Here is a 23,096-nt window from a genome sequence, read left to right on the forward strand (position 1 = left end):
AGATCCCCTCTTCTATTCTAATTAAATCCCCTCTGCGTCTTCCTTCCTCAAGTTTATTTCATCAAAGGTAATCAGGTTATTGAGAAACAACAGCACTTCACGCAGTTCGTGTTGGTCAACGGAAGGCGCCGTATTAGTGACGAGAAAATCAATCAGATAGCCGCGAGCAGTCAGGTGTAGATCATAATTCGGTTGTGAGTTCAGCATTGTAGCCTCCTGTAGTTTGTCGAAAATCACCACCGGAGGTCCGAATCTCAGAGGTGGCGAACTGGGAGGGTTCGAACTACCGCACCACAGGTTGCAGCCTGACTGAGTCAGCCCAACCCAGCTCACCATAATAGGAGTGAGTAAAGGCTACACACAAAGGTTCATCAGGACAAGATGAGGTAATTTGTGCGTCTGTGGTTGAAACGGGGTTCGAATCCCGACACCGTTTTTTATCGGTGCGAATTCAGGGTAAGCAGTGTCTGGTTTGCTGGCGAGTCGCGAGAAAATAAAGCGCGTGTGATAGAGCAAAATCTCATACTTTGCTCACACTGGGTTCATCATTATTTTGCGAGTAATTTCACAGTGTTGTCGAGGAACAAGCAATTCATCATGATTCATATCTGGGTTGCGTTATAATCGGAATCATTCAAATGAGTTTATCGAAATTATTAAAATGAAATGAATCTTGAATCATGTCGGCTCCGTAAATGACGCACCATCATTTTGGTGGCTTCAAAAACATATACGCCATGTTTGCCGATGTATATTCAAGCGATGAACTCAGGGAAAAAGTTCAGGACGAACTTTTTAGCTTTTCGTGAGCAGGATGCGAATAAAAGCGCCCCTGATAATATGCACTGAAGCTGAACAACTGGCCTTTTTGGGTACTTTTGGGGCCAAGCCAAAAGTATCTGATGCGCAGACGCGGCAGTGACTGAGATCGAAAACATTCAGCGCATCATACAATGCTCGGAAACAGAGACGAGAAAAGACAGAGGTTACTTCTGGAACAAAACCACCTACACCCCGTGGAAAGAACAAAGCTGGACACTTTAAAGCATGAATATCAATAAGAAACTGATTTACAAAACACTGCTGACCATCGTTGGTGTGATTATTTTAGCGGCCGGTGGACTACTGGCCTACCTGATGATTCCATCTGGCTTTCAGTCCCGCCAAGCGGAAGGCCCCAAGGTACTCACTGAATTGCTGAACATGGCTGAAAAAAGTCAGCCATTTAACCCGGATCCGTACATCTCCAGTACCTATCGTCCCGGAGATCCGCTATATGAGCCCTTGCTGTATATTCAAAGACATCGGCAGGGAAAAGCCGAAGAGCTGTTGCAACCATTAGTCGAACAAAGCAATCCTGATGCCATGTATTGGCTGGCTCAAATCACCTATGACGATAGTTACTACTCCAGTGGCCCGGCAGCGAAATTATTCCAGAATTCAGCGGAGCTGGGTAACCCATATGCTGCATTACGGTTAGACATCAATGACCGTGAGTGTCAGATGTTTATGAGCGGTTACTGTGATCAAAAATGGGGTGAACTCGGGCGAAAACTCCTGCAAGAGCGCGCTGAGCAAGGTGATAAAAAAGCGGAATACTATCTGCTTCAGTATAATGAAAACAGCTCAGAAGAAGTGCATAAGAAGTTAGAGGAACTCGTTACAGAGAATGCTAAGAATCATTACTACCAACCATTAATGAGATTAATTTATGATTATACCAGCAGATTATATTTACCATTTTTAGAAAAAAATGAATCATTATCTTTGGAGAAAAAGGAATTAATAATAAAACTATCAAAATTAGCCGCAAACAATAACTTCCTTCCATTGGTCAATAACACTATATATAGCAATGTGGATTTAATTTCTCATTCTTATATGTCAAAACTAGTTAAGCACACTATATATAACTATAGTAATTTATATCTATGTAGAAACTACTATTCTGATATAGATAATAGTGACAGAGATAATATAATAATGGGAACTGCATGTTCTATTGTTGATGATACGTTGCAAGATAAAACGAGAAACATGAGAATATATAACTATTCGATAAATAACAATAGCATTAAATCATTAACAAAAAATGAATTAAAAAAGGCTCAGTCAATAGCAGGAGAAATTATTAAAAATATGACTCCTGCAATTTATATTGATAAAATGAACACAAGACCATAAAAAATACAAAAAGAGGGATCAGCAATCTGATCCCTCTTTATATTCCTTAAATCCCTTCGACGTCTTCCTTCACTAAATTCATCTCATCAAACGTAATCAGATTATTGAGAAATAACAGCACTTCACGCAATTCGTGTTGGTCAACGGAAGGTGCCGTATTGGTGACGAGAAAATCAATCAGATAACCGCGAGCAGTCAGGTGTAGGTCATAATTAGGTTGTGAGTTAGGCATCGTAACCTCTTTGGTGTTAATGAGAGAACAGCCACACTGAAGGTTCCAATCTCCATGGGTGGCAAGCTGAACAAGGTTTGGAACTACCGTTAACACCGAACGGTCAACACGAGGTTGCCTTGTCAGCTCACCATAATATGAGTGAGCCAAGGCTACACATAAACATGAAATAGCACAAGGCGATGGTTTATGCGTTTGGTGTTATTACTCGGTGTTCCAATCCCGACACCGCTTTTATCGGTGCAAATTCAGGGTAAGCAGAGTCTGGTTTGTTGGCGAGTCGCGAGAAAATAAAGCGCGAGTGATAGAGCAAAATCTCATACTTTGCTCACACTGGGTTCATCATTATTTTGCGAGTAATTTCACAGTGTTGTCGAGGAACAAGCAATTCATCAGGATTCATATCTGGGTTGCGTTATAATCGGAATCATTCAAATGAGTTTATCGAAATTATTAAAATGAAATGAATCTTGAATCATGTCGGCTCCGTAAATGACGCACCATCATTTTGGTGGCTTCAAAAACATATACGTCATGTTTGCCGATGTATATTCAAGCGATGAACTCAGGGAAAAAGTTCAGGACGAACTTTTTAGCTTTTCATGAGCAGGATGCGAATAAAAGCGCCCCTGATAATATGCACTGAAGCCGAAAAACAGGCCTTTTGGGATACTTTTGGGGCCAAGCCAAAAGTATCTGATGCGCAGACGCGGCAGTGACTGAGATCGAAAACATTCAGCGCATCATATAACACTCGAAACAAAGACGAGAAAAGACAAAGGTTACTTCTGGAACAAAACCACCTACACCCCGTGGAAAGAACAAAGCTGGACACTTTAAAGCATGAATATCAATAAGAAACTGATTTACAAAACACTGCTGACCATCGTTGGTGTGATTATTTTAGCGGCCGGTGGACTACTGGCCTACCTGATGATTCCATCTGGCTTTCAGTCCCGCCAAGCGGAAGGCCCCAAGGTACTCACTGAATTGCTGAACATGGCTGAAAAAAGTCAGCCATTTAACCCGGATCCGTATATCTCCAGTACCTATCGTCCCGGAGATCCGTTGTATGAGCCATTGCTGTATATTCAAAGACATCGGCAGGGAAAAGCCGAAGAGCTGTTGAAACCATTAGTCGAACAAGGCAATGCTGATGCGATGTATTGGCTGGCTCAAATCACTTATGACGATAGCTACTACTCTAGCGGACCGGCTGCCAAGTTATTCCAGAAGTCAGCCGAGCTGGGGAATCCCTATGCCGCACTCCGTCTAGATAGCAATAACCGTGAGTGTCAGATGTTTATGAGCAGTTACTGTGATCAAAAATGGGGGGAGCTTGGGCGGAAACTACTGCAAGAGCGCGCTGAGCAAGGCGATAAAAAGGCGGAGTATTACCTGCTTCAGTATGATGAAAATAGCTCTGAAGATGTGCATAAGAAATTGGAAAAACTTGTCACAGAAAATGCAAAAAATCATTATTACCAGCCATTGATGAGACAAATTTATAATTATACTAGTGGATTATACTTACCATTTTTGGAACAAAATAAATCTATTTCTATAGAGAAAAAATTAATTTCCAATTTATTGAGACTGGGAGCAAATAATAATTTCCCATCATCTATGTATTATGTATATTCTTATAATGACATGTATTCTGAAGATTATGTAAAACGAGTAGTTGAACACAGTATATCTTTGAATGTTTCATCTTATATTTGTGAAGCTTATTTTTCTAAAGTATCTAACAGACTGAGAAGTGATGTGGTGAAAGGGGCTGCTTGTGCAATGGCGAATGATGTAGTTCGTGACAATGGTAATAATAGGATTTCTATCTTTGATTTTAACTTGGATAAAAATAATATTGCTCCACTTACAGATGAAGAAAAAAGAGAATCAGATAGAATTGCAAAATTAATACTTAATAATATGACTCCTGTTATCTACATTGATGAAATGAATACAAGACCATAAATTTGATGTAATGGGGATCTTAATCATAGATCCCCTCTTCTATTCTAATTAAACCCCTTCTGCGTCTTCCTTCCTCAAGTTTATTTCATCAAAGGTAATCAGATTATTGAGAAACAACAGCACTTCACGCAGTTCGTGTTGGTCAACGGAAGGCGCTGTGCTGGTAGCAAGAAAATCAATATTTTGCGAGTAATTTCACACTGTGCTGTTTTTGAAATACCAATTCATCATGATTCATATTGAGATTGGGTTACAATCAAACCGCTCAAATGAAGTCATTTACAAGGTCAACCTGAAATAAAGTGATTCAACGTAAATCTCAGCATCACGCACAATCAGTTTTATCGCCCTGTGTGCTTATGTCGCTTAAAGCGATGAACTCAGGGAAAAAGTTCAGGACGAACTTTTTAGCTTTTCATGAGCAGGATGCGAATAAAAGCGCCCCTGATAATATGCACTGAAGCCGAAAAACAGGCCTTTTGGGATACTTTTGGGGCCAAGCCAAAAGTATCTGATGCGCAGACGCGGCAGTGACTGAGATCGAAAACATTCAGCGCATCATACAATGCTCGGAAACAGAGACGAGAAAAGACAAAGGTTACTTGTGGAATAAAACCACCTACACCCCGTGGAAAGAACAAAGCTGGACACTTTAAATCATGAATATCAATAAGAAACTGATTTACAAAACACTGCTGACCATCGTTGGTGTGATTATTTTAGCGGCCGGTGGACTACTGGCCTACCTGATGATTCCTTCCGGCTTTCAGTCCCGGCAGGCAGAAGGCCCCAAGGTGTTGACGGAACTGTTAAAAATGGCGGAAGAGAGTCAGCCATTTAACCCGGATCCGTATATCTCCAGCACCTATCGCCCCGGTGACCCACTGTACGAACCATTGCTGTATATTCAAAGGCATCGTCAGGGGATAGCGGAAGATTTGTTGAGACCACTGGTTGAGCAAGGCAATCCTGATGCCATGTATTGGCTGGCTCAAATCACTTATCGAGACAATTATTATTCAGGAGGACCAGCAGCCAAGCTATTTCAGAAGTCTGCCGAGCTGGGGAATCCCTATGCTGCATTGCGATTAGATATCAATAATTACGAGTGCCGCAGGAGAATGAGTAGTTACTGTGATAAAAAATGGGGTGAGCTCGGGCGAAAACTACTGCAAGAGCGGGCAGAGCAAGGTGATAAAAAGGCAGCATATTATCTGCTTCAGTATGATGAAAATAGCTCAGAAGAGGTACATAAGAAGTTAGAGGAACTCGTTACAGAAAATGCTAAGAATCATTATTACCAGCCATTGATGAGAATAATGATCGATTATGAAAAAAGGTTGTACTATCCTTACTTTGATAGAAAATCACCATTATCAGAAAGTGAACATCTGATTTTATCAAAGTTAACAAAGCTGATGATTAACAATAATTACCCTCCTGCATTTGAAAGAACACTTGCATATATTTCTATTTATTCCAAAGAGTATTCTGAACAAGTTGTTGAGAGGAGTAATCTACTAAGTAGTAGATATTTTTTATGTACCTACTATTACCCTGAATTAAAAGAGCACACCAGAGAAGACATATTAAAGTCTGCGGCATGTGCAATTGGAGATGATATACTTATAGAAAATGATAAGGATAGAAATTTATCTTTGTATGAATATAGTTTATATGAAAAAAAAGTAAACCCTCTAACAAAGGAAGAAATAGTATCAGCAAGAAAATCGGCAAGAGAATTAATTAAGAATAAACTACCTATTATCTATATAGATAAAATGAACCCAAGAGTTGATATCCGATAATTTATATTCTCCTTTAAAATAGTTCTGATAGTTAATCCTCTCTACTTTGCGAGTAATTTCACAGTGTTGTCGAGGAACAAGCAATTCATCAGGATTCATATCTAGATTGGGTTACAATCAAACCGCTCAAATGAATTTATTCACAAGTTCAATTTGAAACAAAGTGATTTAACGTAAATCTCAGCATCAGAACGTCCTGTGTGCTTATGTCGCTTGAAGCGATGGACTCAGGGAAAAAGTTCAGGACGAACTTTTTAGCTTTTCATGAGCAGGATGCGAATAAAAGCGCCCCTGATAGCGTGCGCGGCCGCTCAATAAAGCGCTTCTGGATACTCTGTCCCAGTGATCCGTTGTAAATGCCAATCCAGAACTGGAATATGATATTATTTCAACTGGCGATTCACTTCGATGGCCGCTTGGATAATGTCTTAGATATTTAACCAAAATTGGCTAACACAGATTTTTGAACGCCCTCTCTATAGATCAAAATAATATTAATCTATTAACTAAACACGAATTATTAAAAACTCACTCAATAGCTGAAAAATAATTAATCATATGATCGGAATGCTCCTAAATACGCAGAAATACCCCTGAAATTTTTTAAGACATACGATTTAAAGCTAACAGCTAAACAAACTTAAAGTTAATTTAACAATCATAGAACCAGGTTATGCAAAACTACAGTCTAAGCACTTAACCTGGTTTCGTTCTCATCAGTTTCCTGCGGCACTTGTTCAACTGTTACGAGTTCCCCTAGCTCACTTATCCATAAATCGAGCATAGGAATTTGATCATTCATATAGTTTATAAGTTGCTTTTCCATCAACGTAGTGGCAATCAACTGATGTTTGTACCCTTTTTTTTCCAAGGCGGTGAGCCTTTTTTTGATACTGAGCTTTATCACTTCAGGATCAAGAGCTAATGCATCTTTGAACAGCAATAAATAACGCTCTCTCTCACTGGATAAATTGCTTTTTACCATCTCGTAACGACTGGCTAACTCTTTAGATGGTGCAGACACCCCCTCTATAATTTTTATCGTGGCTATATCGTTGGCAATATCAGCAGCTAACACTGACAAAGACGCAATAACCAATTCACTTTTCGCCAGTAAATCCTTGTTGACTCCTTGCTCTAAGATCACAATCGTATGCTTAGGTTGGTACCTGACGTTGGTCAAAATAATGTCAAATGTCTCATTAGGTTCACTAATGTTTCTATCTGGCTGAATAGAAACAAACAAACTTCTTTGAGTGTCGCCAGTTGAAAAGTGCACTGTACCTTTGGTATTCGTGTAATCGACTCCAGACTGTGCTGTCCTATCCCGCGTCTCATACTTAACGTCAATAGCCTGAGTCGCTGGGTGCTCGAGGAGCAACACTACTTCTGCGATCGCATCCTCCTCCTTTACTTTCGTGACCGTTTTACTGAACCTGACCCCTTCAATATCCGGTTTAAATATAACATTTGAAAACACCCAGTAACCAACCGCAATCAAGCAACCCCATGCTAAACATGCCACAAGATTGAGCCTGAACTTCATTCGCAACAGCTTTTCGCCACACTTCGGACACCGTTTTTCATCGAGTAAGTTGAACACCAATGGCCTTCGAACCTGAGCACAGTGGCAGGTGGCAACATTAGTACACACATAAGTATACGAATACGGAGACAGGTTCATATCAATGCCCCAATAACATAATGATTTCATTGGTCAGTTGTTCATTTTCAGCTGCAATTTTCTGTAATTCTTTCTGAATTACCATTTCTGACCGATGCTCTTTAAACTCCAGCAATACTTGTTCTCGGGTTTTCGCTAGCCACGGATTATTGGTTAACATCGACTGATACCGTGTCTCAGACAATTGGTTACTCTGGACCAACTGCTTGATCGTCACCAAAAGCCCCTCTTTTTCAGAAATCAAAGTGTTCAGTTCCTGCTGGTAGATACTCAGCTGCTGCTCCAGGTGATGCTGACTTTGGGCCAGCGCACTATTTTCCATTTTGATAGCCACAATTTCGGCTTTTTGAGCTTGCATGGTGTCGTTCAATGCCTGTTGACGAAGTTTCGCCTTGTCTTCATCCCAGCCCAAAAGTCCCCCTTGACGGGGATCCCCCGTAGTAGTGCAGGCCACAAGAGCCCCCCCCAAAAAAAGAACGGTGACGACTCTCATTAATACATCTTCCTCTGATCAAGCTGAGCAAGCTGAACCCTGACTAGCTCTAGTTGCCTCTTCTCAGACTGCATTGAAGAAATAACGGACTCTCCGCGATCAATCATCGCCACAGAAATCAAATCTTTTTCCTCTTCCATGGTTTTCTGTTGGATTCGGAGCTCTTCATCTAAGTGAGCCAGCAATTTCTGGGTATATTCCAAATCTTGCTGAGCCTGCTTCTTAGTGTCTCTCAAAATCTGGTTTTTTTCCGTTTGTTCTAATCTCTTGTTTTTTAGTTGTGCTAGTAGCTTTCTCTGTGCCTGTACATGTTTTGTCAGATTAATCCGCTCACTTTTAATTCCTACGAGAGTCTCCTCTCCTTCAGAGATAACGGCATTCATATAACTTTCTGTCGAGGCATAGTTTTCTTTTTTCTTTGCTACAGAATCACCATAAATGCTGCCAACCGCTGCCCCGATAACCCCCCCGATGAGCGCACCTTTGGAATCACCAAATACTGCACCAATGGTTCCACCGACAATACCACCGATAGCTGTCCCCTCGTATACAGTCCTTTCTCTGTCCGTTGAAGCACACCCAGACAATAGTAAACATCCAAACAACCCGATGCTCACGAATCCTTTGCTATTCCTTGCTATCATTACTATCTTCCTCAATTACACTAACATTCCCCAGCACATCTTCAAGCTGTTTAACCGTACCACTGCGGCCACCTCCAAGCTGGCGGGAGACTATATCCTGCAAGCTTTCATCTTTACTTACTGACACCAGACTATTGCTATACTCTTCCAGTGGAACGTCGTCGTTGTCGATCATTTCTATTTTTTTATCAGTAATCGTACTGGACAATTTGTGACTCTGACTCGCCTCATGCAGCAGTTGATCATGCTGCTGTTTCGCTTTTTGCTCTTCGAGAGTTTTTATATTTTCAAACTTTCTCTCTTTTTGCTCTTGTAATGCAGAGTTCAGAAGATGGTTTTTGATCTCAAACCGGGCAATATCGATTACCAAGCCACGGCTTTTCTCAATAGCTTTTTTAGCCTCATCGATTAGTGCCTGTTGCACCATTTTGTTATGCTTCCGATCGTATAACCACGAGTGAATGTCGGCATTGAGGATGTCGGATGCACTCACACAATGTATTAACTCTTTACGAATATCCTCGAGTTCAGCCTGTATCGCTTGTGTTTTCCACTCTCTATCGGTGCGGGTAATTTCTTGCTCGAAACGTTGAGGGGAATCAGCCCTGTAGCCATAGTCATGCCGCTCAAAAGCCTCCCAGGCAACAGGTGATACATGTTGATTCCCAGCACTGTCCATTGCGGTAGACAATGAAATTACTTCAAAAACACTTTTCAAAGTCAAGTTATCCCCACTGGGAACATTGAAGAAATCGAACTCAAAAGCACATTTTTTCCGGCAAAGCTCCGCCTGTCTCGAAGCATCCTCAGACTCAACCGGGGCAATATTCTTTACATAGACATCCAAACCATGCTGTTCACGCATGCTCTCAACAATATGAGCCTCAAGCTCTGGTTTGACATCGGTCTCAAACCTGGAGATCAACGTAAAATGATCTTGTTTTTCCAGCCTCATGGCCTGGCGGCAAATTGTCGCCAAAATCACCTTAATCCTTTCTATAATCTGACATTTAGTCACTTGAAGTAAGTCAACCTGTTGATCGTTATCCGAATGAGTAAACAGGTGGCAGTATTTTTTAAATTCTCCATCAACCGACTTAATATCCATGTCCATATGTAATCGAATCTGCCCACCAAACTGGCCAGTTCGAAACGCACCGTCATTTTCATCAAATATCACCTGAATCCCATTCAACAGATCCAAAGGAGCGATATCCGGTAAGGTATGGAAAGACTTCAGTTCGTACCCAATTGATAATGCATCCTGAGAAACACTGTTCTTGACTTGATCAGAAATAGAAACATCCTGACTCGATGGCCGATTAAAATTACTTAACAACTCCATATCCGACTTTCCGAGTATGTGTTGACGGACCGCTCGGTCAATCGCTGATTTCATAAATGTTTGGACATCGTCGACACCGTTCAGGCCAGACTTTCGAAATGACTGAAAGTTAGAAAGTCTTAGTTGACACTTAGAGGTCACTTCCAACCCTGTTTCTTCAATCTCGCTAAGATAATTGAAATTAATAATTCTTTCTGGCGCATTTCTTAGCGTAAAACCTATGGCAAAGTCGAGCCCCTCCAATTCACGTAACATCATCTCAGTGACCGCCTGATTCAGCTCCAGACTCTCACCTTTTTGTAGCTCCAGTTGATAGAATTCATCTAATAGATTCTTGCCTGGTTGTGATTTGACTTGGTTATACAAATCAGTCATACACTGGTCTAAGCATTTATCAATGAGCCTTACCAACCCTTCTTCTGGCCGACCTGTCTTTGCCACCACTTCGACAAGTTTTTGTGCATCTCCCTCAGAGGTGAGCCGAATTTTAAATATGGCATCAAATTCAAGCTCAATATCACTAGTGCCTTCATTCCACTCAAACGGCAATTGCTTGACTACCAGGGGCTTAGGGTGGAATTTGACAAAGTAGTACTCAAGACTTTTTTTACTTCGAAAAGAAGAAAAAAGGCCTTTCTTCGTAACCACATTTCCCGCATCTCTATTCCAACTGACGACGACACCATCACCATGATACTGAGGGTTATAGTAATCGGATTCCTGCTTAATTAAGAGCTCATTGAGTGGGTGTAATGACATCTGGGCTCAGCCTCCTTCTTTGACTCGTCGGAAATGTTTACTTATGTAATAACATGCCTGCCGATACTCCCTGTACCGAACGCGTATCAACTTATTATCACTCTGATAGACCAGTTCACGAGCTTGATCTACCTGGTGTTTATAGCTGTTTTTCACTTTCTGGTAGTTTTGTCGCGACAATTCGCTAGCAAGTTGTGATAGCAAAGTTTTGATGTTTGCTTCTGTTACCGATTCCAACTGCTCAAACGCATCTTTATTAAGCGGATCAACGGTCTGTTTTAAGGTGGCTATCTGGTATTTGAGTGTGATAAGTGCTTCCCCTGCACTGCGAACACACTGATCTGCTTTATGGTTCTCTGAAACCAATAAACGACATAAAAAGGGGTAAGCATGAGGTACACTGACAATTGCGTACAGATAATTCAAGTCCTTATAAAAGCTAGCCTGTTCACTTGAAAAGTCACACAGTCCATCACAAACAGACTGAAAGAATGTTCGGGCCAGACCATCTAAGTGTGGAAGCCGAACCTCGCCGTGTGCCCGGTGCGTTATCAGCATATTAGTGAATCGCAGATAGTCATCTGCCGAGCAATAAAGGCGCCCACAGAATAGGTGATACAATGTTTTTGAGTTCAGACTTTGAGAGTACGCTTCCAACTTGCCACTGTAATCGAGGATCTGTTCGAGGTATTGCATTCCTCGTACATCACCAATTCCAATAGACCAAGTCACGACATTAAACGTCGCATAAACTAAATCAATCAGGTTTTCACTGACGTCATCTGCTGGCGCAGCAGTTTGTGACGCAAGAGAACTCAGCGTAGAATGCGCTGTAGCCTGTTCACTTTGTCCAATATTCCAATGTAGAGAGTCAGCTGAAGTTGGCTCAAAGTTGGTGATTCTCTTTGTTAATGCTTCCACAAAGCCGTATAACACAGGACGTATCTGAGGGTGTTTGTACAAATAAGATAGAAACTCGACGTAGCGAAAAATAGTGTGTTTCGATTGGGTTGTCGCAAACCTGTATTTAGCAAACATATCGAGTAGATAATCGGTATTCAGTGTGAGGATGCCATGCTCATTCAAGTGAACATAAAACCGAGCCAGTTCCGCAAGTAAATTCCCTTCAGTGTGTTCCACTCGGTAGTTTTCCATCTTAAATAGTTTGTCCGTAAGTAAACGGACAATGTCTGAGAGCATATAAGGAGAACCTGAAACAAGTTTATCTTGGTAGCGTTGTCGGTATACTCCATCTGCGAGACCAATCCCATGTACATCCATGGAGTATCGCGATTGTTTCAGTCCCATTGTCCGTAGAAGAGCATCAGGATCGATGCTCCATTGCTTACGCCACTGGAGTAAAGAGACATCCTCTGCATCATGAGCCCCGTCTTCTGAAAATAGAGTCTGGCGACACTTGTACTCTAAGTAATCGGTGACGAGAGCGTGAAAAACATTGGATGGTAAAACCGTAAACCAACTGACGAAGCCAAACATCACCCTCCTCAACAGATTGTCTTGCTCCAAAACAGATATTTCCTCATCCTTAGGTTGGGTGAGGCGAGGAGACCAATACGCCATCCTGTCATATTGACCGATCAGTTTAGCAATGGCATCCACTTGGTCATTTTCCTCATCTCGTTCAACAATAAGCAATAAAGTGTTGTTGCTTGACGTTAGGGCATCAGACAGCTGCTTCAGGTTTTCTCTGGTTTCAATAAAACGTCGGAATGCTTTTAAATCATCTACCACCAATTTGACAAACTGTGAAGTATCGCTATAAAAACGCTTACTGAAATTTAAGTAGTGCTGACACTGAATGAAAGGGGGTTGCTCGCTATACTGGCTGTTTGACTCCTCCTCAATCAGGTTCGCGATCGCCTCTGAGATATAGTAATAATTGTCGCGATTAGACTCGATTACTATCCAGTTGGCACTTTTGTAAAAACAGCGCCGACCATTAAGCAAGGAACAGTCTTCAAACGTCATATTGTTGTTCTTTTTTGGAAATGGGAGAACCCTTATAGGGTTTTTAAAATGTTCGGGAAGTATTCCCCACTCCCCTTGGGAATGACTCTGGTGATAATGAACCTGAGCATTCCCTGTAATCACCTGATGGTTTCCTGATATTTGCTCCTGCCGACCATGAACAACTGTTTGCGCCTCAGACGTTTCCACAAAAGCTTCTCCGCATCCCCCTTCACTATCGCATTTTAACGTTTCTTCTTGCTGATCAACTGGGAGATTTGTTCTGTTACCTGAATCTTGCTCGTCACTCATTTTCATCCCACCCCGATTAATATTTGTTATCATGAATAATGGTCACATGCCCTCCCGTTATCACTTCCTGATTACCTGTGATAATCTGCTGATCTCCATAAATCACATTTTGGCATCCTACATGTGTATTTGGCTCTGAGCGCTGTTGCTGCCCCATAGAATCGCCTTCCCCCGGTCTATTGCTATCAGCCCGATTGCCATGATCTGGAATAGTCTGCCGGACAGATTCCCCTTCCACATACCAACCAAGAGCGTGAAAGAAAATTTGAGCACAATTTCCCCAAGTATAATGCGCAAGCTCTGATTTGAGTTTCAGGGCTTTCTTTCTTGCACCAAGAGTATCTCGGGCGATTTCTATCACCGCTTTGCTTATGTTATGAAGATCATGATCAGAGAAATAAGGTGCGGTCACCTGACCGCCAATATCGACTGGCCAAGTGAAACCACTGGCAAACTCCGCGTGGTTCTCTTTGAGCAGTTGATAAACCCCGCTATTTCGGCTGAGAATCACCGGTACACCAGCAGCGATCGCTTCCCAGGCCACTAGGCCAAATCCTTCATGCCATGAAGGCATCGCAGCGGCTGAAGCCAACCTCAGTTCTTCCAATACCACTGCTCTTTCCGTCGCGTAGGGCAAAGGATTTATATTTATCACCCTGCCCGCATAATCGGCTGCAAATTGCTTTAAAGATTTCTCCGATTGCACAAAATCATCTTCTGCACCCGGATCAAAATCCACTCCTCTTAAGATCAGCTTGGGATGGGTCAGATTTTCTGGAAACTGATGCTGCATTGCCTGTTTTACACTTGAAGCAAACGCAGCCACAGCTAACTGGCCCTGTTTCAATTTTGAAGTATCAATACTTAATCGACCACTAACATACAGTGAAAAGGTTTTTCTGATATGACTTCGGGGGGAAATGTCAGCTAAACCCGGCACCAGCATATGGACATCATCGGTATCCAGAAGATCGCTAAGTGCATCTCTCAGCAAAGGACCTACCGCAAATTTGACGTCAGCCTGTTCAAAGATGTGTTGTTGTATCCTACGCTTTGCTTCGGCTGACGCTGCGTTTTCTGCCACACTTTCATAATGCTCATAACTCATATGGTGAATAACGGAAGAGCGGATGTTGAGCTTCTGGCCAACTAAAATAGAGATCTCTCCCGTAATTCGATCATGCCCCAAAATAATCGTCCGATCTCTATTGAGCTGCACATCCAGCTGTTTGAGCTTGCTCACAACTATGTCCACTGCGTCTTCAGGATCGATGTCATAAGGTGCTACAACTAGCCTGATATTGTTCTTCGCAGCATTCGAAATGTCTTCCTTTGTCGCTTTTAAAACAACGCAAATAACCTGCACTTCATCCTGATAGAACTCTTTTATGCCGCCCAAAAAATCAGTGTTAAACGCGTTAATTCCACCTCTCGTATACCCCCAACTACTGGCGAAAGAGATAAGTGTGTAACCTCCTTTCATAGATCCCTCTTTAATGCAAACAATTTTAAAGCCTGACACCTAACAATATATTTAATATATGACATCAGTCCAGAATATTATTACAATTACTTGCTGTTCGTCATGTTGTATAGAGAGTGTTAATCATGCTCCACTGGAAGCAGTGACTCTAGCGCTATCAAATCCGTCAGAGTATGGATCTTCGAGGAGTTTGCTGGAATAATTGTTCCACAGTTTAAAATCTGAATGAGTATCAGAAGTGGGTTACTCATCGTTCTGGAAGCAAAACAAGATATCAGCTACTACCTGATGAACGACCACCAATTCTCTGGCGTCGTCCTAAACACCCTATCGATGTTATTCCAACATAGGCTGGACTTAGCCGTATTGGCCGAGACGAAATAAGCAACCATCTCCGTGCTATTTAAAAAGCCATATGCCGATGCTGTAGGCATGGCAAAAATACTGGGCGGTAACACGTTAAAATCGATAAGTGTTGTCCCAGTGAAAGGTAAAAAATTGAAGGTATGAGATTGGGCTCAATGGTTCCGGCACTAAATCTAGGGTGAGTCTGAGCAGTCGTCAGCGGCCTATCGTAATATGCAGGAATAACTGATTGCTCATGGTGATTTGTCGGTAGACGGTGAGAAGATTACATCAACCAGTAAAGCCCTAATACCCAAAAACGCAGGTCTGGAAATTCAACAAAATTTACAACTGCTTGTGCTGAAAACTGCTTGTGCTGAAAGATGTTAACTCAGATGCAGCTCAGTTTATCAAGAACAATCATAAGCTGATTGATAAGTTCAAAACTGCTGACTTGTCAATAACGCATGTCACTTCGGTGAAGACCCGTCTACCGGAAAAGATGACTATACATTTTTAACCCAGCAGACGAAAACAGGCCTTTTGGGATACTTTTGGGGCCAAGCCAAAAGTATCTGATGCGCGGACGCGGCAGTGACTGAAATCGAAAATATTCAGCGCATCATACAGTGCTCGGAAACAGAGACATAACAGACAAAGGCGAGTAATTTCACAGTGTTCCGGTGCGGTAGGTTACTCTTGTTTTAACTGTTTCAGTTTTTTCATATAGGCCGACAGTTTGACACAGACCGTGCTCACCCCGACAAACAAAAGCGCATAGCATACCGCGACGCCGTCAAACTCCAATAGACTAAGTTTATTGACTAACAGAGCCAGAAGCCCGCCACAAATCAATGTCAGGATCCAATAGTTTGCTTTCGCATGAATTAATTTATCTTGTAATTGGTCATGATCTAATTTCACGGCAACCTCAATGATTACAACCCGGTTTATTTTTCATAAATATATTGAACGTCTTTGAATAAAAATCTTACAAACGCTCATCTACGTCTGTAATTTGTCATCTTATTATTTTTACTGCTCATATCAGTGCACATGATTTTATATCCATTATCATAAATATGATTCAGCAATAATTTATTAATCAGCAGAAATAACCTATACAGAAACAGCAATCATTAAAATAAAGTAAGGAGAATCTCTCCTTACTTTAGTCAGAGATAACTTGAATCAATCATTAAGCTTTGGGGTTCATTCGGCTAGAACCAAATTTCAGCCTGAGCACCAAAGGTAAAGCTATCGTCATCATTTTTGTTATAACCATCTAGGCTAGCAGCATTATAGTCACCCGTGAATTTTGCATACGTGGCATAGAAGCGAATTTCAGGACGGCTAAAGAAGGCTTTTTTCAGCTTGAGAGTCGGCGCGAATGTAAAGGTTGCTAAGCCGCCTTCTTCTTTGGTTGTTGCACTAGAATAACTACTGCCGTTGTAACCCGCTTCAAACTGGAGTGCCAAATTGTCGTTGAGATAATAGGCACTGCGTGCGCCAAGCGTCCACCATGTATTCTCACTGCCATCGAAATCGACATCTTCCTTATGTTGGAATAAAGCGATGGTATTGATTTCCCATTGATCAAATGTGGCTAAGCCATCAACAAACACACGGTAATTTTGTCCGTCATCATTCGACTGGTTCGTATCGCCATTACGCCCCAAAAAGGCCGCTGCTGTTCCTGTTGCGTATTGCGCGACGTATTTAACTCGTCCGTCGGTCAACCCAAAATAGGATGGCTGGGTGTAACGGGCCATCACATGGGCACCGGCTGTGGCGGCTTTCCCGGTATAAACGCCGGTGACACCATTAATCGTTTTGGTTACCGAATAGCGGCTGTCATCACTGTTCGTCTGCAAACTACCGGCAAACCACCATTGCCCGGTACGATATTCAACCCCCAAAGTATGGGTTCTTGGTCTGGCCTCATCATCGTAGGTGACGGTTGTGCCGCTCTCATCCGTATAGGTTTTATCATTGTCACTATCGTGAGAGGTGATGAACAGATCCATTTTCCCATCACCAAGGTCAATGCCTTTGACACCAATACCGGGCGAACGAATTTCATAATATTTGCGGTCAAGAATATGAATATCGTCAGACCAGTTTACCCGACCGGCCCAGAATGTAACGTCTGGTGCAAACGATAAATTCCCCATTTCGACATAAGCTTTGTCCATAAAAATGGTTTTATCTTGCGTATCAAAAACCCAGCGTCTGGCATCACGGTCTTCGTATACCAAGCCAAAATATGCTTTGGCCCATGCCCCGTTGACGTTGAATTTTCGGCTTAAAGCTGTCGCTGCATAGTTACTTTCGCCACCACCAAGCCGGTAAAATCCGCCTGAGTTCGGTGCTTTTATGGTTGTATTTCCGGAGCCCGAACCATTTTCATTCGAAGTAAAACCGGCACGGAAATAACCATTCCATTGCACCGCTTCTTCTTTTTGTGTATCAAGCTGCGCTTGCATTTTTTCAATGGCTGCTGCATTTGCTTGGCTTAAATCTTCTGCGTTGGTATTTACCGACATAACGACCAAGCCCGCACAGATCATATGTGCGATGTTTAAAGGAATTATATTTTTCATTGAATTAATCCTAAGTGTAGGGTTTATCATATTATTAGAAATTTAGGACATGACTATTCGCGCCTCATTCTGTGTATTGAATAAGGAAATTAATTGAATAACCACCAGCATTTTCATGTTATCTAAATTCAGTGACTGAATAACTCAGTGATTTATTTTATTGAATATAATGTCTCCTATTGAGGGTGATGAATAAAATATAGATATCGTTATATCAATGCGCGTTTTTCATATATTTTGACGGACGGGCAACCCGGTATGGATTGCCCCGGTAAACATCAGCCTGAGCACTCGGTGATTATTTCAGGTTCGTATCCAGTAATCCCTCAGCCAACGCAGGTGCCAGCCCCGGTGTCAAAGGCAAACGCGGAATCACCAAACAGTGCATTAAATGATAAATATCTTGCTTGCCATCCCACACTTTACTGCCACCGGCATGGTTATTGGCATCAAGTTCCTGCCACCATGAACACCCTTCGTAATCGATAAAGTATGTCCGGCAGTAGTCCCACCAAGTGCGATACCACGCTTGATACTTATCATCACCGGTCACGGCATACAGTGCATAAGCTGTCCCGATGGCTTCGACGGGAGCCCAGCGGATCCGTTCGCGCACAACGGGTTGCCCTTCCCAGTCAACAGAGTAAACAAACCCGGGGGCACCATCAGCAGCCCATGCATCGCGTACTGTTGCATCAAACAAGCCGATGGCATCTTCTAATAACCAGTCAGGGCAGTCAGCACCGATCTTCAAGAAAGTAGCACGCAGATGACAAATCAAACGCCCCCACTCGATCCAATGGCCCGGTGTACCACCATAGGCCCGAAAGTGGCTGGCCGGAGTTTCTTTGTTGTAATCCGGCAATGGATTCCAATTGGCATCAAAATGCTCGTTGACTCGATAATTGAGCCCTTTCGCTGTTTTATGAATCATAAACTCGGTGATATTCAGCGCCCGATCGAGCCATTTACGGTCTTGGGTTACATCGTAAACAATCAGGAAAGCTTCTACCGAGTGCATCGCCATGTTGCCACCACGGTAGTCTTCGGTCTCGGTAAATGCTTCATCCCAAGACTCGTAGCACATTTGCTTTTCTTCGGCCCAGAAATGTTGTTCATAAACATTGATCGCTTCATCTAACAGCGCCTGAGCTCGTGGGTGGCCGGTGGTTACCGCGCTCGCCGCACCAAGCAGGACGAATGCATGTTGGTAGCCTTGCTTCGATGCATCAAGAATATCTTGCCCTTGATTGGCGATGGTTGCGTACCACCCCCCGTATTGCTGATCTTTCAACGGGCCTTCAAGCGCTTTGATACCGTGTTCAACCAATTCGTAGGCGCCCGGACGCCCCATATGGGCAGCCAGCGCATAACTATGTAACATCCGTGCGGTGATCCAAAGACACGTCCCCATCTCTTCGCGCACTTTGCCGTTATTGCCAATCCAGCCGAAGCCATTCGGCACCACGGCATGACGACCAAACTCGAAAATCCGATCCGTCTCCGTTTCCAGCCACGAATGATGAGACCGCGTATTAATCCATTTCATTTCAACATTACCTTTCAGTTAAATTAATTTATATTGCAAACCTGTATCGCGGGGGGTTATTCATGCTCAGCGACTTGTTTTCTTAATTCATCCGCTAATTTATGCACATCAAAAAACACCACCTGAATTTGATTATTCGGCAAGTGGATAAACCCTAATGCCCCCTGTCGGCGAAGCAGTTTTTCATCCACGGCTCCCATATCTTTGACTTGAATCCGTAAACGGGTTGCACAGTTATCAATATTTTTAGCCTCAATATTGGTGATCCCTCCCAATGCGGTCAGTATCTTCTGTGCTTTGGCCTGCAAATTGCCTTTGTCATTGATCATTTGTTATCTCCTACTGAAATAAGCCTGTACCTGAGTGCGTATATCACTTACATAATGCCGACCAGTTTCGGCAGACCAATCACTAGTTCAGGGAAGCAGGAGATGACAAAAATCAGCACCACTTCAACGAAAAGGAACGGAATAATTTTCTTGGATATTTCAGAGACCGGAACCTTAGACACCCCAGAGGCAACAAACAGCACAAGCCCCATTGGTGGTGTGGCTAATCCAATGGATAGGTTGGCACACATCACCACCCCAAAGTGAACCGGGTCGATACCTGCATTAATCATGATGGGCGCAAAAATCGGCGCGAAAATCAGAATCGCAGGGCCGGCATCGAGGAACATCCCGATGAGAAACAGCAACACGTTAATAATGGCGAACAACAAATAAGGGTTTTCAGTAATGCCATTCATGAAATTGGCAACCATGTTCGACACACCCGACAAACTGATCAACGATGCAAAACCACTGGCCGCAGCGACAATGATTAAAATCGATGCTGCATTGACCGCGACCTTGGCAAACAGGGCGTAAGTTGTTTTCACGTTGGTCACTTTAATGATGAACAGAGACACCGCGATGGCGTAAGCAACCGCAACGGCTGCCGCTTCTGTCGGCGTAAAGATGCCACCGTAAATCCCACCCAGAATAATGACCGGTGTTAATAGAGGAATGATTGCAAGTCTGAACGCTTGTTTGCGTTCCATTGCGGGTGCGCGCTCCATCGGATGAACATCCGGATATTTTCTAATCTGAATGCGGTTCATGAGCATCAGACCGATACAGAAAATAAGCCCCGGTGTCACACCAGCCAGAAACATGGCTGCAACCGAGGTATTCATCACAAATGCATACAGCAGCATGATGCCTGACGGGGGGATAATATTCCCCAAAACAGTGGCGGCAGCCGTCAGTGCGGCTGAATAACCGGCATCATATTTATACTTCTTCATCTCCGGAATCAGCATACCGCCGATCGCAGAAGTTGCAGCAACCGCTGAGCCCGTCAGCGCCCCAAAGATAGTTGCAGCCAGAATCACAACGTGACCGAGCCCGCCGCGCAGGTGTTGTACCATCGTTTGTGCGAAAGCGATAATCCGTGGGGTTATCCCGCCCGCAGTCATGCATTCTCCTGCCAGCATAAAAAATGGCAGCGCAAGCAACAGAAAACTATCAAGACCAGAATACAATCGCTGATACAGCATATTTGCAAACAGCATCTGATCATTCTGGAATAGTGCAATCACAGGTGATAAGCCCAAGGTAAACAGTACCGGCACACCAACAACTAAAAAAATCAAAAAGTAGAGTAAAAAAATTGGAGAAACCATTGTCGTACCATCCTCATTAAGCCGTCTTCGATCCAAGCGGCTGTGTTTTCTGTTGCTCATGCGTTGAGTCTTCGTCATCTTCTGACGCTTCGAACAGTGCCGCTGTCAGCGCGGTGTGAGAGATATCCTCAAAATCACCGAACATATTCCGTAAGGACGACACACATTTTTGCAAAGCGAATAAGAGCGTGACACTCATCATCACCGGAGGAATGACATAGATGTAGTACATTGGAATGGGCAAACTGTCCGCCATAACCGCTCCGGTATGGAAGAAGTTCCAACCAAATTTGATCCAGACGATAAAGACGAATATTGCCGAGATATGAGCCAGTAAGGCAAAGAAAGCAAACAGTCGCGGTGTTTTCTTTTCCAGAATTTCAGTGACAAAGGTCATCGCGATGTTTTTGTCGGTCAGATAAACAAACGGCAAACATAAATACGTCATGTAAATCATCAGGAAGCGGGAAGATTCATCCGTCCAACTTAACGGAATATTGAGGATGTAACGGAACAAAACTTGGATAACAACGATAACCGTCATCACGAGTAGCAAAATGCCGCCCATATGACGGAGTATCTTCGACAAAGGCGTCGTCACAGTGTTTAGTGCTTTTTCGATGGCTCTTAACATAGAATCACCATTATTGAATGAGAAAACCATCGGGTGCTGATGCTCAGCCCCCGAAACAGACTGTCATATTGTTATTATTTTGCTTTACCATTTGAGCCAAACAGACGAATCTTATGCTGTACAACTTCTTTCATTCCTGTAATGCCTTTATTCATCACATCAGCCAGAATGTAGTCTTTCTCATTTGCTTTCCAATGAGCCTGTACACCGAGGATAAACGCCTGACGCAGCTCAGTATCGACGTTGACCTTTGCGACCCCGCGCTGCACCGCTTCAACGATCTGATCATCCGGTACCCCGGAACCACCATGCAGGACGATGGGTTTTTTTACTGCCTGTTTAATTTCAGAGAGTCGGTCAAACTTCAGCTCTGGTGTTGTTTTATAGACCCCATGCGCCGTACCAATAGAGACCGCGAGATAATCAACCCCAGTACGCTCAGAGAAATCTAATGCTTCAGCGACGGTGGTGATCATCGCATCTTTCTCATCAACGGTGATGTCATCTTCTGTGCCGCCAATCTTACCGATCTCCCCTTCAGAGCCGAGCCCTAAAGCGTTGGCAACTTCAACAACCGCTTTCGTAATCCGGATATTGTCTTCAAAAGGCAATGCAGAGCCATCAAACATCAGTGATTGAAAATCACGTGTCGCAGCTTCCATACACTGTTCAAACTGACGGCTATGGTCTAAATGAACACATACAGGTACGGTGATACGGTGATATTTCATCAGAGAATCAATCGCGTCCCGGAGCGGTTTCATTCCCATTTCATTGATCGCTTTTTGACCAATTTGAATCATGATCGGTGACTGCTCTTCTTCAGCAGCAAGGAGTACCGCTTTAATCGTTTCTAGGTTGTGCGCGGTAAAGGCACCAATGGCATAACCATTTGTCCACGCTTCCTGAATCATTGTTTTACCAGATACATACGACATTTATCGTGTTCCCTTATCATTAATTTAGTCTTTAAGACGGTGGTTTGTTAGGAACAATTTACCAATCGTATTTGTCAATTTCTGTTACCCACATAACAATTATGTCCATAAAGTGACATTTACCACCAAAAGTTTACACACGATCACATCGAAATGAATCATAATGCTCATATATTCGTTTCACATATAATCAGGCATCGGTTGCCAATCCAGAAAGGTTCGGACACCCAATGATGGGTTGAGGATGACAGCACCCATTATCATAAGATATTAATTATCAATCCCTTATGCATAGCGGGTTATGGCGGTTATTTTATTGGGAATCACGGGCCAATGAAAAAGAGATAATCAAGATCACGGTGATGAAAAGCCTTGCTGAACTTGATCGGTAAAGAAAGGCTGTGAACGGTGGGGGAAACAGCAGAGAGCGACTGATGAATCGTCATCAGTCGTTGTGTCGAAATGTCAAAAA

Annotated in this window: 19 protein-coding genes; 4 read left to right on the forward strand and 15 right to left on the reverse strand. The window is 42.9% G+C overall.

Annotation, left to right across the window (positions count from 1 at the left end; genetic code table 11):
- Positions 1-21: 21 nt before the first annotated feature.
- Positions 22-207: a hypothetical protein gene (locus OCU60_RS16615; protein WP_074375119.1), complete on the reverse strand. Its 186-nt coding sequence runs from the start codon at positions 205-207 to the stop codon at positions 22-24.
- 840 nt (positions 208-1,047) lie between these two features.
- Here OCU60_RS16615 and OCU60_RS16620 point away from each other — a divergent pair.
- Positions 1,048-2,184, forward strand: a complete 1,137-nt coding sequence (locus OCU60_RS16620; RefSeq protein ID WP_074374604.1) for an SEL1-like repeat protein — start codon at positions 1,048-1,050, stop codon at positions 2,182-2,184.
- Positions 2,185-2,230: 46 nt separating this feature from the next.
- Here the strand turns inward: OCU60_RS16620 and OCU60_RS16625 are convergent, their stop codons facing one another.
- The gene (locus OCU60_RS16625) at positions 2,231-2,416 is read right to left on the reverse strand and encodes a hypothetical protein (protein ID WP_074374605.1); all 186 of its coding nucleotides are present in this window, start codon (positions 2,414-2,416) and stop codon (positions 2,231-2,233) included.
- Between the two features lie 843 nt (positions 2,417-3,259).
- Between OCU60_RS16625 and OCU60_RS16630 the strand changes: the two genes are divergently transcribed.
- A complete protein-coding gene (locus tag OCU60_RS16630) occupies positions 3,260-4,393 on the forward strand; it encodes an SEL1-like repeat protein (RefSeq protein WP_074374757.1) in 1,134 nt (377 codons plus the stop codon).
- 659 nt (positions 4,394-5,052) lie between these two features.
- Positions 5,053-6,201, forward strand: coding sequence for an SEL1-like repeat protein (locus tag OCU60_RS16635; protein ID WP_074374756.1), 1,149 nt, complete (start codon positions 5,053-5,055; stop codon positions 6,199-6,201).
- A gap of 688 nt (positions 6,202-6,889) precedes the next feature.
- Here the strand turns inward: OCU60_RS16635 and OCU60_RS16640 are convergent.
- The 6 genes from OCU60_RS16640 to OCU60_RS16665 all read right to left on the reverse strand — a co-directional run bounded on the left by OCU60_RS16640 (position 6,890) and on the right by OCU60_RS16665 (position 14,889).
- Positions 6,890-7,747 (reverse strand): Calx-beta domain-containing protein, encoded by an 858-nt coding sequence (locus OCU60_RS16640; protein WP_159439496.1) that lies wholly within the window; start codon positions 7,745-7,747, stop codon positions 6,890-6,892.
- Between the two features lie 139 nt (positions 7,748-7,886).
- Positions 7,887-8,378, reverse strand: a complete 492-nt coding sequence (locus OCU60_RS16645; protein WP_074374754.1) for a hypothetical protein — start codon at positions 8,376-8,378, stop codon at positions 7,887-7,889.
- A complete protein-coding gene (locus OCU60_RS16650) occupies positions 8,378-9,022 on the reverse strand; it encodes a YMGG-like glycine zipper-containing protein (RefSeq protein ID WP_074374753.1) in 645 nt (214 codons plus the stop codon). The genes OCU60_RS16645 and OCU60_RS16650 overlap by 1 nt, the downstream gene beginning before the upstream one ends.
- Positions 9,006-11,126 (reverse strand): hypothetical protein, encoded by a 2,121-nt coding sequence (locus tag OCU60_RS16655; RefSeq protein ID WP_074374752.1) that lies wholly within the window; start codon positions 11,124-11,126, stop codon positions 9,006-9,008. Before OCU60_RS16655 ends, OCU60_RS16650 begins: the two co-directional genes overlap by 17 nt.
- A 6-nt stretch (positions 11,127-11,132) precedes the next feature.
- On the reverse strand, positions 11,133-13,406 hold the full coding sequence (locus OCU60_RS16660) for a hypothetical protein (RefSeq protein WP_139302158.1): 2,274 nt from the start codon (positions 13,404-13,406) through the stop codon (positions 11,133-11,135).
- Positions 13,407-13,422: 16 nt separating this feature from the next.
- A complete protein-coding gene (locus tag OCU60_RS16665) occupies positions 13,423-14,889 on the reverse strand; it encodes a glycosyltransferase (protein WP_074374750.1) in 1,467 nt (488 codons plus the stop codon).
- Positions 14,890-15,114: 225 nt separating this feature from the next.
- Here OCU60_RS16665 and OCU60_RS16670 point away from each other — a divergent pair, with 225 nt between their 5' ends.
- A complete protein-coding gene (locus OCU60_RS16670; RefSeq protein ID WP_159439495.1) occupies positions 15,115-15,273 on the forward strand; it encodes a hypothetical protein in 159 nt (52 codons plus the stop codon).
- A 654-nt stretch (positions 15,274-15,927) separates the two neighbouring features.
- Here the strand turns inward: OCU60_RS16670 and OCU60_RS16675 are convergent.
- The 7 genes from OCU60_RS16675 to OCU60_RS16705 all read right to left on the reverse strand — a co-directional run bounded on the left by OCU60_RS16675 (position 15,928) and on the right by OCU60_RS16705 (position 22,624).
- Complete coding sequence (locus OCU60_RS16675; RefSeq protein WP_074374749.1) at positions 15,928-16,158, reverse strand: hypothetical protein; 231 nt, start codon at positions 16,156-16,158, stop codon at positions 15,928-15,930.
- A 296-nt stretch (positions 16,159-16,454) separates the two neighbouring features.
- Positions 16,455-17,837 carry a carbohydrate porin gene (locus OCU60_RS16680; RefSeq protein ID WP_074374748.1) on the reverse strand — a complete coding sequence of 461 codons (1,383 nt, stop codon included), beginning with the start codon at positions 17,835-17,837 and terminating at the stop codon, positions 16,455-16,457.
- Positions 17,838-18,135: 298 nt separating this feature from the next.
- On the reverse strand, positions 18,136-19,386 hold the full coding sequence (locus tag OCU60_RS16685) for an AGE family epimerase/isomerase (protein WP_074374747.1): 1,251 nt from the start codon (positions 19,384-19,386) through the stop codon (positions 18,136-18,138).
- A 56-nt stretch (positions 19,387-19,442) separates the two neighbouring features.
- Positions 19,443-19,715 (reverse strand): PTS transporter subunit EIIB, encoded by a 273-nt coding sequence (locus OCU60_RS16690; RefSeq protein ID WP_074374746.1) that lies wholly within the window; start codon positions 19,713-19,715, stop codon positions 19,443-19,445.
- Positions 19,716-19,762: 47 nt separating this feature from the next.
- Positions 19,763-21,052, reverse strand: coding sequence for a TRAP transporter large permease (locus tag OCU60_RS16695; protein WP_074374745.1), 1,290 nt, complete (start codon positions 21,050-21,052; stop codon positions 19,763-19,765).
- A 16-nt stretch (positions 21,053-21,068) separates the two neighbouring features.
- Complete coding sequence (locus OCU60_RS16700) at positions 21,069-21,686, reverse strand: TRAP transporter small permease (RefSeq protein ID WP_074374744.1); 618 nt, start codon at positions 21,684-21,686, stop codon at positions 21,069-21,071.
- Positions 21,687-21,760: 74 nt separating this feature from the next.
- Entirely contained in the window at positions 21,761-22,624 is an 864-nt protein-coding gene (locus OCU60_RS16705; RefSeq protein ID WP_074374743.1) for a class II fructose-bisphosphate aldolase, read from the reverse strand.
- Between the last annotated feature and the right edge of the window lie 472 nt (positions 22,625-23,096).

The sequence above is a fragment of the Vibrio spartinae genome, from assembly GCF_024347135.1.
Lineage (GTDB): Bacteria > Pseudomonadota > Gammaproteobacteria > Enterobacterales > Vibrionaceae > Vibrio > Vibrio spartinae.